The 12,843-nt window shown below is 40.2% G+C and carries 14 protein-coding genes; 13 read left to right on the top strand and 1 reads right to left on the bottom strand.

Features of this window, described 5'->3' with window-relative positions:
• Nucleotides 1-43: 43 nt before the first annotated feature.
• Nucleotides 44-847 carry an inositol-1-monophosphatase gene (suhB, locus tag M1F25_RS14010; protein ID WP_004264919.1) on the bottom strand — a complete coding sequence of 268 codons (804 nt, stop codon included), beginning with the start codon at nt 845-847 and terminating at the stop codon, nt 44-46.
• A 123-nt stretch (nt 848-970) separates the two neighbouring features.
• On the opposite strand from suhB, the gene trmJ reads away from it, so the two are divergent.
• The 13 genes from trmJ to M1F25_RS13945 all read left to right on the top strand — a co-directional run bounded on the left by trmJ (nt 971) and on the right by M1F25_RS13945 (nt 12,591).
• On the top strand, nt 971-1,702 hold the full coding sequence (gene trmJ, locus M1F25_RS14005; protein ID WP_004264918.1) for a tRNA (cytosine(32)/uridine(32)-2'-O)-methyltransferase TrmJ: 732 nt from the start codon (nt 971-973) through the stop codon (nt 1,700-1,702).
• Between the two features lie 119 nt (nt 1,703-1,821).
• Nucleotides 1,822-2,319: a Fe-S cluster assembly transcriptional regulator IscR gene (gene iscR / locus M1F25_RS14000; RefSeq protein ID WP_004264917.1), complete on the top strand. Its 498-nt coding sequence runs from the start codon at nt 1,822-1,824 to the stop codon at nt 2,317-2,319.
• Between the two features lie 121 nt (nt 2,320-2,440).
• Nucleotides 2,441-3,655, top strand: a complete 1,215-nt coding sequence (locus M1F25_RS13995; RefSeq protein WP_181488170.1) for an IscS subfamily cysteine desulfurase — start codon at nt 2,441-2,443, stop codon at nt 3,653-3,655.
• Between the two features lie 24 nt (nt 3,656-3,679).
• Complete coding sequence (iscU, locus tag M1F25_RS13990) at nt 3,680-4,066, top strand: Fe-S cluster assembly scaffold IscU (RefSeq protein ID WP_004264914.1); 387 nt, start codon at nt 3,680-3,682, stop codon at nt 4,064-4,066.
• Between the two features lie 201 nt (nt 4,067-4,267).
• On the top strand, nt 4,268-4,591 hold the full coding sequence (gene iscA / locus M1F25_RS13985; RefSeq protein ID WP_004264913.1) for an iron-sulfur cluster assembly protein IscA: 324 nt from the start codon (nt 4,268-4,270) through the stop codon (nt 4,589-4,591).
• Nucleotides 4,592-4,679: 88 nt separating this feature from the next.
• On the top strand, nt 4,680-5,201 hold the full coding sequence (gene hscB / locus M1F25_RS13980) for a co-chaperone HscB (protein WP_094961711.1): 522 nt from the start codon (nt 4,680-4,682) through the stop codon (nt 5,199-5,201).
• Nucleotides 5,202-5,213: 12 nt separating this feature from the next.
• Nucleotides 5,214-7,064 (top strand): Fe-S protein assembly chaperone HscA, encoded by a 1,851-nt coding sequence (gene hscA, locus M1F25_RS13975; protein WP_153673949.1) that lies wholly within the window; start codon nt 5,214-5,216, stop codon nt 7,062-7,064.
• A 2-nt stretch (nt 7,065-7,066) separates the two neighbouring features.
• Nucleotides 7,067-7,402, top strand: coding sequence for an ISC system 2Fe-2S type ferredoxin (gene fdx / locus M1F25_RS13970; RefSeq protein ID WP_004264910.1), 336 nt, complete (start codon nt 7,067-7,069; stop codon nt 7,400-7,402).
• A gap of 856 nt (nt 7,403-8,258) precedes the next feature.
• Entirely contained in the window at nt 8,259-9,464 is a 1,206-nt protein-coding gene (locus M1F25_RS13965) for an MFS transporter (RefSeq protein WP_004264908.1), read from the top strand.
• A gap of 19 nt (nt 9,465-9,483) precedes the next feature.
• The gene (locus M1F25_RS13960; protein ID WP_181488168.1) at nt 9,484-10,287 is read left to right on the top strand and encodes a hypothetical protein; all 804 of its coding nucleotides are present in this window, start codon (nt 9,484-9,486) and stop codon (nt 10,285-10,287) included.
• Between the two features lie 70 nt (nt 10,288-10,357).
• On the top strand, nt 10,358-10,558 hold the full coding sequence (iscX, locus tag M1F25_RS13955; protein WP_004912658.1) for a Fe-S cluster assembly protein IscX: 201 nt from the start codon (nt 10,358-10,360) through the stop codon (nt 10,556-10,558).
• Nucleotides 10,559-10,730: 172 nt separating this feature from the next.
• A complete protein-coding gene (gene pepB, locus M1F25_RS13950) occupies nt 10,731-12,026 on the top strand; it encodes an aminopeptidase PepB (protein ID WP_112308277.1) in 1,296 nt (431 codons plus the stop codon).
• A gap of 112 nt (nt 12,027-12,138) precedes the next feature.
• Entirely contained in the window at nt 12,139-12,591 is a 453-nt protein-coding gene (locus M1F25_RS13945) for an enhanced serine sensitivity protein SseB C-terminal domain-containing protein (protein WP_004264902.1), read from the top strand.
• The last annotated feature ends 252 nt before the right edge of the window (nt 12,592-12,843 follow it).

The raw sequence follows: 12,843 nt of genomic DNA, 5'->3' as shown, positions 1-12,843 counted from the left end.
GTGGGTTTTTGTTTGGCGCTAATTTATTTCTAGTCTGAATGAATTAGCGTTTTAATGCTTCCGATAACTCATCTTTCATGACGGACAGTATGTCTCTAACAACACGTGGGCTACCAGCGACTAAGTTACCAGATGCGATATAATTATGGCCGCCAATAAAGTCAGTCATGATACCGCCAGCTTCACGCATGATTAGCTCGCCGCCTAAGAAATCCCATGGTTTTAAGCCGATTTCAAAGAATGCATCAACACGACCAGAAGCAACATAACACAGGTCTAACGCCGCAGAACCCGTACGACGGAAATCAGCGCATTTGTCGAACATTGCGGTCATGATATTCATATATACCGCAGCGTGCTGTTTTTGTTTGAAAGGGAAACCTGTCGCAACGATAGCGCCATCAAGGTCACGCTTTTCATCAATGCGAATACGATAACCGTTAAGCTGAGCGCCTTGTCCACGTACTGCGCTAAATAATTCATTACGCATTGGGTCGTAGACAACAGCAACTTCTGTACGGCCTTTAACGCGTACAGCGATAGAAACAGAAAAATGAGGGAGGCGTTTTGTGAAGTTGGTGGTGCCATCCAGTGGATCGATTACCCATTGAATATCATCATCTTTACCAATTAATTCACCGCTTTCTTCAGTGATAATAGTGTGGTCTGGATATGACTTGCGGATGATTTCAATTATTAGTTGCTCAGATTCTTGGTCAACGTTAGTAACGAAATCGTTAGTGCCTTTCTGAGTGACTTTAATATTGCTAGGCATTTCATAGTTTTTAGCTATGTGATTACCGGCCTTACGTGCTGCACGTATGGCGATGTTAAGCATCGGATGCATGGGCTTTTTCCACTGGAATGTTAAAGAACGAAAAACTTGAGTGCCGAAGTATATAGATGTTCGTCACAATAAGCAATTTTGTGTTAAGCTATTGCGATAATTTTTTTATGAAACGTATAAACCATGTTAGATAATATCCGTATTGTTCTTGTTGAGACCTCACACACTGGTAATATGGGCTCAACGGCCCGCGCAATGAAAACCATGGGGCTTTCTAATCTCTATCTTGTTAACCCTCTTGTTGAACCAGACTCACACTCTATTGCGCTTTCTGCAGGAGCAAGTGATGTTATTGGTAATGCGACAATCGTTAAAACTCTCGATGAAGCTTTAGAAGGCTGTAAACTAGTGATCGGCACTAGTGCGCGTTCTCGTACTTTATCTTGGCCGATGGTTGAGCCACGTGAATGTGGCGTTAAATCTGTTGAGCAATCCAAAGAATCGCCAGTTGCGATTGTTTTTGGTCGTGAGCGAGTAGGATTGACCAACGAAGAATTACAAAAATGTCAGTATCATTTATATATCCCAACGAATCCTGAATACGGTTCTTTGAATTTAGCGATGGCGGTTCAGTTGGTGAGTTATGAGATACGTATGGCGTATCTTTCAATGAATGAAAAAAATACGGTAATTTCCGCAGATGATGAGGTAGAATACCCGCCGTCAGAAGATGTTGAGCGGTTTTATGTCCATCTTGAAAGCGTATTGAATGAATCCGGTTTTATACGTAAAGCCCACCCTGGCTTAATTATGAATAAATTACGCCGTTTATTCACTCGAGCGCATATCGAAACCCAAGAGTTACATATCCTGCGGGGTATTTTAACGTCAATGGAAAAATGGGCGAAAAAGTGAGGCGAAATCCGTGGTAAAATCAGGTGAATAATACTTGAGTAAATTAGTCAGGTAAATAGTTGACTAAATTACTCAGGAATGTCACAATCTGACCATAATTTACCACGGAGTAATATGTTATGAGACTCACTTCCAAAGGGCGTTACGCAGTAACTGCGATGTTAGATGTCGCATTACACTCTCAGTCAGGTCCAGTGCCTTTAGCTGACATTTCTGAACGTCAGGGAATTTCCCTCTCTTATCTTGAGCAACTTTTCTCTCGTTTACGCAAAAACGAGTTGGTTTCGAGTGTGCGCGGTCCAGGCGGCGGTTATTTGCTTGGTAGAGACGCAGACCAAATCTTTGTTGCTGAAGTAATCGCTGCGGTAGATGAATCTGTTGACGCCACCCGTTGCCAGGGTAATAAAGAAGGTTGCCAAAATGGCGATCGCTGCTTAACTCACGCATTATGGCGCGATTTAAGCGATAGAATTACAAGTTTCCTTAGCAGCATTAGCCTTGATGAGCTGGTTAAAAACCAAGAAGTCATGGTTGTTGCTGATAGACAAGATAATGAACAGCGTAAAACTATGCCAAATGGGATTACACCTGAATCAATTATCAATGTACGTGCTTAAAAATATTAAAAAAATTGCAGTCGGTACATCTTGGTGAGTTGTTAGACGAAGAGCTAATTTCCGCTATTTGTATCTTTAAAAATTAAAGGCAAGTTACCTTGTCCTTTGGAGTAAGTGAGCAATGAAATTACCAATTTATCTTGATTATTCAGCAACAACACCGGTTGACCCGCGTGTGGCTGAAAAAATGATGCAATGTTTAACAATGGATGGGAACTTTGGTAACCCAGCGTCCCGTTCTCATCGTTTCGGCTGGCAAGCGGAAGAAGCGGTAGATATTGCTCGCAATCAAATCGCCGAATTAGTGGGCGCTGACCCGCGTGAAATCGTGTTTACTTCAGGCGCAACTGAGTCTGATAACTTAGCGATTAAAGGCGCTGCTAATTTCTATAAAAAGAAAGGCAACCACATTATTACCTGTAAAACGGAACACAAAGCCGTTTTAGATACCTGCCGCCAATTAGAGCGTGAAGGTTTTGAAGTGACTTACCTGTCACCGCAGAGCAATGGTTTAATTGCTATGCAAGACCTACAAGACGCTATCCGTGAAGACACTATTTTAATTTCTATTATGCATGTTAATAATGAAATTGGTGTCGTGCAGGATATCGAAGCTATTGGTGAATTATGCCGTAGCAAAGGGATTATTTTCCACGTCGATGCAACTCAAAGCGTGGGTAAATTACCTATCAATCTGAATGCGTTAAAAGTTGATTTAATGTCGTTTTCTGCGCACAAACTCTATGGCCCAATGGGCATTGGTGCACTGTATGTCCGCCGTAAACCTCGTGTTCGCCTTGAAGCGCAACAGCACGGTGGTGGCCATGAGCGCGGTATGCGTTCTGGGACATTACCTGTACACCAAATCGTTGGTATGGGCGAAGCTTACCGTATTGCCAAAGAAGAAATGGCTGCGGAATCTGAGCGTTTACGCGGTTTACGGTTACGTTTGTGGAACGGTATTAAAGATATCGAAGAAGTTTACCTCAATGGTGATTTAGAACACGGTGCGCCGCACATTCTGAACGTCAGCTTCAACTATGTTGAAGGTGAATCACTGATGATGTCATTAAAAGATTTGGCTGTATCTTCAGGTTCTGCATGTACTTCTGCAAGCCTAGAACCTTCTTATGTACTGCGCGCTTTAGGGATGAATGATGAGCTGGCACATAGCTCAATCCGTTTCTCTTTAGGTCGTTTCACGACAGAAGAAGAAATTGACTATGCAATCAAAATGATTCATGGCGCAATTGGCCACTTACGCGAGCTGTCTCCTTTATGGGAAATGTTTAAAGACGGCGTAGATCTTAACAGCATCGAATGGTCTCACCATTAATCAGACGGTTTCAGGAGTTTAAAAATGGCTTACAGTGAAAAAGTTATCGATCATTATGAAAACCCACGCAACGTTGGTTCGTTTGACAACAGCGACCCAAGCGTCGGTAGCGGTATGGTAGGCGCACCTGCCTGTGGTGACGTCATGAAATTACAGATTAAAGTAAATGATGACGGCATTATTGAAGATGCACGTTTTAAAACTTATGGTTGCGGTTCAGCAATTGCTTCAAGTTCACTCGTGACTGAGTGGATGAAAGGCAAAAGTTTGGACGAAGCAGAGTCAATCAAAAATACAGCCATTGCAGAAGAGTTAGAATTACCACCAGTGAAAATTCACTGTTCAATTCTAGCGGAAGACGCAATCAAAGCTGCTATTGCTGATTACAAAAGCAAACGCCAAAGCAAATAAGTTTTTAATCAGTCTATAGGGCAAGCCATATTAATAAATAACAACAAGTTATCGTCCTATAACTGGAACAATACTCATGCCTTCTAGGCTAAATATCGCTGAGTTTCTTAGCTTAGAAATAGGGTGGGTATAAAATAATTTGAAGGCGGATGCGACTCATGAGTAGCATCTGCCTTGTTTGTTTCTAAAGTGAGGTTTGCAATGTCTATTTCTCTTACAGAAAGTGCTGCGCAGCGTATTCAATCCTTTCTGCAAAATCGTGGAAAAGGCGAGGGCTTGCGTTTAGGTGTAAGAACTTCAGGTTGTTCAGGGATGGCTTATGTTCTTGAATTCGCTGATATAATTAATGAAGAAGACACAGTTTTTGAAGATAAAGGCGTAAAGGTCATCGTCGATGGCAAGAGCATTGTTTATCTTGATGGTACTGAGCTGGATTTCGTTAAAGAAGGCTTAAACGAAGGGTTTAAATTTAATAACCCTAACGTCAATAGTGAATGCGGATGCGGTGAAAGTTTTCACGTATAATGCGTTCAATTAAGCCTAATTTTCGGCCAATCTCACTAATATTAACTTGTTAGTGGTATTGGTAACCGGTTCGAGAAACTGAGCACTTATGGATTACTTTACTCTTTTTGGGTTGACCCCAACTTATGCCATCGATAGCGAACAACTGACGTTACGTTTTCAAGACTTACAGCGTCAATACCATCCTGACCGGTTTGCAACCTGTTCTGAACAGGAAAAAATGCAAGCACTGCAAAAAGCAGCAACCATTAACGCTGCCTATCAAGCCCTTCGTCACCCGCTAAAACGCGCGGAATATATGCTTTCATTACATGGTTTTGATATTAATAACGAACAACATACCATGCATGATACGGCATTTTTAATGGAGCAGCTTGAGCTACGTGAAGAGTTAGACAATATTGAAAACAGTGATGATGCACTTGATTTATTAGCTAAATTTATGCAAAACGTCAAACAAATGCAGCAAGCACGAAGCGCACTGATGGTGACAGAGTTAGATGCCATGCAGTGGGAAAAAGCCGCTGATACCGTACGTAAACTACGTTTTCTCGATAAGCTTCAGCAGCAAGCTGAGCAACTCGAAGAACGGTTACTAGATGAATTTTAAGAGAAAACGATTATGGCGTTACTACAAATCAGCGAACCCGGTATGACAGCAGCTCCGCATCAACGCAAATTGGCTGCTGGCATTGATTTAGGTACCACCCACTCTTTGATTGCGACAGTGCGCAGTGGTGAAGCTGCGGCTTTGCCTGACAATCAAGGGCGTTTTTTATTACCATCGATTGTTAATTATCAGCCTGAAAGCAAACTAGTGGGATGGGATGCGAAGCAACTTGCCGAGCAAGACCCAGTCAATACCATTATTTCAGTGAAACGCATGATGGGGCGTTCATTGGTCGATATTCAAAAACGCTACCCTGACTTACCTTATCAACTAAGTGCCAGTGAAAATGGTTTGCCATTTATTCAAACTGCGGCTGGCCAAGTCGACCCAATCCAAGTGTCTTCTGACATTCTAAGAACATTAGCAAAACGTGCAGAAGAAACCTTAGGTGGTGAAATGGATGGCGTAGTGATTACGGTGCCGGCTTATTTTGATGATGCACAACGCCAAGGTACAAAAGATGCGGCGCGCCTTGCAGGCTTACATGTATTACGTTTACTGAATGAACCGACTGCCGCTGCGATTGCTTACGGGTTGGACTCTGGGCAAGAAGGTGTGATTGCTGTTTATGACCTTGGTGGTGGTACTTTTGATGTTTCTATTTTGCGTTTAAGCCGCGGTGTATTCGAGGTGTTGGCAACGGGCGGCGATACTGCACTTGGGGGCGATGATTTCGACCAAGTACTGGCACAGTGGATTGCTGAGCAAGCAGGCGTTTCATTACAAGGCGATCATCATTTAAATCGTCAACTATTAAATGTGGCAACAGAAACGAAAGTTGCGCTCAGTGACGCAGATGCCGTGGCTATTCAGCTTGCCAATTGGCAAGGGGAAATTCGTCGTGAGCAGTTTGAAACGTTAATTGAAACTTACGTGAAACGTACACTGATGGCTTGTCGTCGTGCATTGAAAGATGCAGGTGTTGAGGCAGAAGAGGTGCTGAACGTTGTTATGGTTGGTGGTTCGACTCGCGTACCCTTAGTACGTCAAAAAGTTGGGGAGTTTTTTGGTAAATCACCACTGACATCCATCGACCCAGATAAAGTGGTGGCAATTGGCGCCGCAATTCAAGCCGATATTTTAGTAGGGAACAAGCCTGACAGCGAAATGTTGTTATTGGACGTGATCCCGTTATCCCTTGGTCTAGAGACCATGGGGGGATTGGTTGAAAAAGTGATCCCGCGCAATACGACGATTCCAGTTGCTCGAGCTCAAGAATTTACCACATTTAAAGACGGCCAAACGGCAATGAGTGTGCATGTGGTGCAAGGTGAACGTGAAATGGTGGCAGATTGCCGCTCGTTAGCGCGCTTTACCTTACGTGATATTCCAGCAATGGCAGCCGGTGGAGCTCATATTCGTGTGACTTTTCAAGTCGATGCCGATGGGCTGTTGAGTGTCAGTGCTATGGAAAAATCCACTGGTGTAGAAGCCTCGATTCAAGTTAAGCCATCGTATGGGTTAACGGATAACGAAATTTCAAACATGATTAAAGATTCAATGACTAACGCGCAAGATGACTTAAATGCGCGCCGCTTAGCGGAGCAAAAAGTTGAAGCTGCAAGAGTGCTTGAAAGTTTAACGAACGCATTAGCCCAAGATGGCAATTTACTGACGCCAAAAGAAGAGTCAGAAATTGATAATGCGGTCAATGAGTTAATTAAAGCGGTTGAGGGTACAGACCCAATCGTAATTGAAAATGCCATTAAACAACTGGATAAGCAATCGCAGGAGTTTGCAGCGCGTCGTATGGATACGTCCATTCGCCAAGCGTTGTCAGGCCATTCTGTGGATGAGATATAATTATGCCTAAAATAGTTTTTTTACCTCATAGTGATTTATGTCCAGACGGTGCTGTCGTTGAAGCACAAGAAGGCGAGTCTATTTTAAATGTTGCATTACGCAGCGGTATTGAGCTTGAGCACGCCTGTGAAAAATCCTGTGCTTGTACAACCTGTCATTGCATCGTTCGCGAAGGTTTTGACTCACTAGAAGAAAGTAGTGAACTCGAAGATGACATGTTAGACAAAGCATGGGGGTTAGAACCAGAAAGTCGTTTAAGTTGCCAGGCGTTGGTGGCGGATGAGGATTTAGTGGTGGAGATACCACGTTATACTATCAATCACGCCCGCGAACACTAATGCTCGTTATATTTCGCGTTGTAGGGGTGTTGGCTTCTTTCGAGTACTTGGGTCACATACTTTTGTATGCTCCCCAAGATACTCTCAATTGCCGCCTACCTACAACACGAACTATTTAGAGCATTGAATAGTTTGTTATATTTCGCGTTGTAGGGGTGTTGGCTTCTCTCGAGTACTTGGGTCACATACTTTTGTATGCTCCCCAAGATACTCTCAATTGCCGCCTAGCTACAACGTGAATTATTTAAAAAATCAAAATACATGTCATGCTTCACACTGTAGCGTTGTTAGCTTCTTTCGCTAACCCTAGTCACATACTTTTGTATGCTCTCCAAAATACTCTCATTTGCCGCCTAGCTACAACGTGAATTATTTAAAAAATCAAAATACATGTTATGCTTCACGCTGTAGCATTGTTGGCTTCTTTCGCTAACCCTAGTCACATACTGGTGTATGCTCCTAGGGATTAGCTCATTTGCCGTCTAGCTACAATGTGAATTATTTAAAAAATAACAGAAAATCGTCCTTAATATCTATTTATGTATGTAATAAGGGCGATTTTTTGTTGTATTTTAATATTTTACTTATTATTGATTTTTGTTTTTTTGAAAGTGAAATTCAACTCTTAATATTTTATTTAATTTTAATAAATTAATTATTTATATATTATGAAATTTTTTTTGTTTTATTTATTTGCTGATTTAAAGTTAGTAATTAAATTATCACTTTGTGCGCTTTGTTTTTTATGTTATAGATAATGTCGATATTGAGTAGTTACCTTTGGATTAAAATACAATGATTCAATGTTTATATAAATGCTAATTAAATAAAGTTGGAGATAAAAAGGAATTTTATCATGAAATGGAAATATCGATTTGGCGCAGTGGCTGGTAATACACTTGAATATTATGATATTGCTGTTTTTGCGGCAATATCGAGTTATCTCAGCGCAGAATTAGAGCGGCTAGGCTATAACCAAGCGACAGAGATGGTATGGGGTATATTTGCTTTGCGTTTTATTATTCGGCCTGTTGGCGCTTATATTATAGGGAGGTATGCCGACAGTGTTGGTAAAAAGTCCGCATTGGTTTTAACAAGTTTTATAACAGGGACAGCTACACTATGCATGGCATTATTACCTATTAATTTATTAGGGAATTACACTCCTATTGCCATTTTAATTTTGCAAATGGCACTATCATTTAGTTTTGCAGGAGAATATCCATCATTAATTACTTACCTTTTTAATAACTCTAAGAATAATGAAAACTCAAGGTTATCAGCCATAATCAATGGCAGTACAGCATTCGGTATTATTATTTCACTTACAGTTGTATTTGCTTTGGAATTTTTTTTAGAACCAGAGATGATGCAAAGTATTGGATGGCGAGTTCCCCTGTTTTTAGGAGTGCTTAATATTGCTATTAGCTTTTGGTTTAGAATGAAATTGCCTAATAATTCAAGTGAAAAAATAAAATCAGTACCTATTAGTTATATGGATATGTTTTTTGTTTTTTTATTAACCATACCTGGAAATGTGCTCTTCTTTGTGCAGCATGTTTCAACAGCTATGTTTCTTGAAAAAATGCAAATGATAGAAGATAGGACTGTATGGGCACTGTTATTGTCAATTTTACTTCTATCTTTTATGTTAATTTGTGGCTGGCTTACCGACAAATATAATATTTTGGAAAAGGTATATAACCTCGGTGTGATAGGAATGGTGTTTTTATCAATTCCTATATTTTTATTAATTAGCAGTCAATCTATAATATTAACTATTATTTCTCAATTAATTATCAATATATATGCAGCAATGATTCTAGCAACGACCCCCTTTATGTTGTTTAAAGCGGCAAAAGGAAAGGTTGTTACACTTGCGTTAGGTTTTAACTTTACAGCAATGCTTTTTGGTGGTGTCTCACCTTTGATTACAACTTATCTTGCTAATATTAATATAGCCTATGTGGGCTTATTTCTAACATTGTGTGGTGCACTTCGATTTTTAATTTATAAAAAACCATCTAAAGATTTTGAAATAGAGACAAAAACGGGAAGTTAAACTTTATTAAGGAATTGATATGAATGCTGAAAGCCAAGTTTTTGAAGATATATGTAGTAATTTTAAAAATGAATTTATAAATATTTTTGATTGGCATGATGTTGATGTTACCTATTTCTGTGTTGATTTAAAAAATAAAACAATGCATATAGCATCTAATAATTATGAATGGCAATTAATAAGTTTAAACAGTGGGTTGGATCTTTTGGTGGAAGAAAGATTAAAATCGAGCATCCAATATTGGAATAATTACCCGGAAGTTTTCATGAAGATTCTAGCTAAATCGAAAAAAAGTAAATTTAAAGTTGATTTTTGTAATAGATATGGGAGTACATTTGAAATTACTACTGTAAATTCAAATAAGCAGCTCACATTATCTGAAATGTTATCTATTTATAAGCATCGTCCCATGATTTCTGAGTATGCCCACCAGCTTTGGAAAAAAAATCCTGACGTTACTTTACCGATGAGAGCGAATATTCCTATAAAGGCGCAATTATTAGGGCAAACAAAGAATGTTGCACCGGAACTATTAAATCCTCAAAAATATATGCGTTTTGGCCATATTCGTTTTACACGAAAAGAGATGATAACCATACGCCTACTGCTTTCGCACTGTAAGGTAAAAGAAATCAGTTATATTCAAGGTTGTTCAGAAGCCAGTGAAAATAGACGAATTCAAAAGATCAAAGAAAAGTTGGGGTTCCCTTATGTTTCATCAAGCGGCTTGTTTACAGCATTAAAAGAGCAAGGTATTACACTAGCTTGTTTGGAAACTCTTATCGATTTACCTCTCACAAACAGTATAATGAAGAATAACTGAAAAAGATCCGTTGGTATGATTCAAAGGGCTATAATTCGAAAAATAGTTGTTCATATAATGAGAGAAAATGATGAGTTTAAAATGGTCAAATAGCCGTGAAATCGGTGAAGCACTGTATGACGCATTTCCAGATGTTGATCCAAAAACGGTGCGCTTTACCGATATGCACCAGTGGATTTGCGATTTAGAAGAATTTGATGATGATCCGCAAAAATCGAACGAGAAAATCCTAGAAGCGATTTTGTTAGTTTGGCTGGATGAATTCGAATAAGTAGGGTTTCCCCTAAAAACCGAGTGACTGCCAGAAATAGTGCTCGGTTTTTTATTTTATATCAGCACTATAATGATATCCCTATTGGTATTTATCAGTTAAGGTAATGCCATCTGCCGACAGAATAAATGGGCTTTTACTGTCTGCAAAAATAGACAAAGTGAGAAAAACGATGACAAAACAAATTATGCCAGTAATGATTTCTTGTGAGCCTGCTGCACCTTGTTGGGGCGAAGGCGCATTGTTAAGCTCTAGCGATAAAGGGATGACAATCCACCTGAAACATGCAGGTAAATTATGTGCAGTACAAAGCGCTGGCCGTAAATTAGATGGCCAAGGGATCCGCAATGTAGCTTTGGCTGGCGAAGGCTGGGATTTAGAAAAAAGCTGGGCATTTTGGCAAGGTTTTCGTGCGCCAAAAGGGGCTAGAACGATTGAATGGCCAGTACTGCCAGAAGCGGATCGCAAAGAGTTAGAAAACCGTATTCGTACCATTGATTGGGTACGTGATGTGATTAACGCACCGGCAGAAGAGTTAGGCCCAGAACAACTCGCACAACGCGCCATCGATTTACTCTGCACTGTCGGCGCACAAGACATTAGCTACCGTATTATTAAAGGTGATGATTTATTAGAACAAGGTTATACCGGTATTCATACGGTTGGTCGTGGTTCAAGTCGTCCACCTGTATTTTTGGCGTTGGATTACAACCCAGGAGCCAACCCAAATGCCCCTGTATTTGCTGCGTTAGTGGGTAAAGGAATTACTTTCGATTCAGGCGGCTATAGCATCAAACCATCATCCTCAATGAATTCAATGAAAGCCGATATGGGCGGTGCAGCAACATTGGCAGGTTCATTGGCATTGGCGATTTCACGTGGCTTACAAAAACGTGTGAAAATGTTCCTGTGCATTGCTGACAATATGGTTAGCGGCAATGCATTCAAATTGGGTGATATTATTCGTTACCGCAATGGTAAATCCGTTGAAATAATGAATACAGATGCTGAGGGTCGTTTAGTCCTAGCCGATGGCCTGATTGATGCGAGCAAAGAAAAACCAACGTTAATTATTGATGCAGCAACCTTGACGGGCGCAGCGAAAACTGCCGTGGGTAATGACTACCATTCTGTATTGAGTTTCGATGACAAGTTAGTTGCTGATTTAATGAACGCTTCAGACGCTGAGTTTGAACTGTTCTGGCGTTTACCACTGGCAGAGTTCCATCGCCAGCAATTACCGTCTAGTTTTGCGGATTTGAACAATATTGCGGCACCATCGCACACAGCAGGCGCAAGCACCGCTGCGGCATTTTTATCGCATTTTGTCGAAAATTATCGTCAAAATTGGGTGCATATTGACTGCTCAGCGACTTACCGTAAATCTGCAGTTAGCTTATGGGCAGAAGGCGCAACGGGTACAGGTGTAAGAACATTAGCTAACTTATTAATCAGTAAATCAAAGTAGCGAATGTTTGATTGATAACAGGCACGGGAAGGTGACTTTTCGTGCCTATTTTTTTACCTTGACGTATTTGCGAGTATAATAAGCGATTATTTTTAATAGCAGGGGATTGGCAATGTCGCAGCAATCGAATAATAACAGTTCCAACCAAGAAACTGAGATCCAATTTACTGAATTAACAGTGCCGAAAGGTTCATCACTTAAATTAAGTGTGTTAGAAGATCAGCCACAAGCCATTGTTGACGCGCTTACTGAATTTTTTAAACAACACAAAGTGGTCAGACGCGGTTTCATGGTCTCCGCAACAGAGAGCGATTCTGCTAAAGAAGCGCCTATCTTAATGATAGCGTTGGAGTTTACCACAGGAGCAGAAAATATTGATTCAATTATCCATGGGGCTGGGACGCTTGCTTGTGAGTTTTTAGCTGATGACGAGTCTATTGATTTTTGTGTGGTGAATGAAAATGAACAAGGTGTTAGCCATTTTATTACTCAACACGTTCAGCCTTTTTACCAGCGTCGTCTTGGTAGCTTCTTGCGGGACACAATCCCAGTAAAAAACACCTAATAATTCCATGTATAGAGTGAGGGAAATATTTTTTCTCACTCATAAAATGCATATTGCTCATTTATTAAATATATATTCTGCTTACTATTTAAAAAATATTATTTCATTTCTCTGTTTTTCTCTCCCATCATTTTTTCCGTTTTGTCTGATAGGTGTTCTAATCACATTCTGTTAAATTGTTTCGATAATTGAAATAATATCAGCAGTATTTATCTGTGTGTGTTTTTAAACATTTCTAAGTATGTAGAGGGT

Origin of the sequence: Providencia sp. PROV109 (genome assembly GCF_033681625.1) — a bacterium.
Taxonomy (GTDB): domain Bacteria; phylum Pseudomonadota; class Gammaproteobacteria; order Enterobacterales; family Enterobacteriaceae; genus Providencia; species Providencia hangzhouensis.
This window is presented reverse-complemented; position numbering and strand designations above follow the sequence as displayed.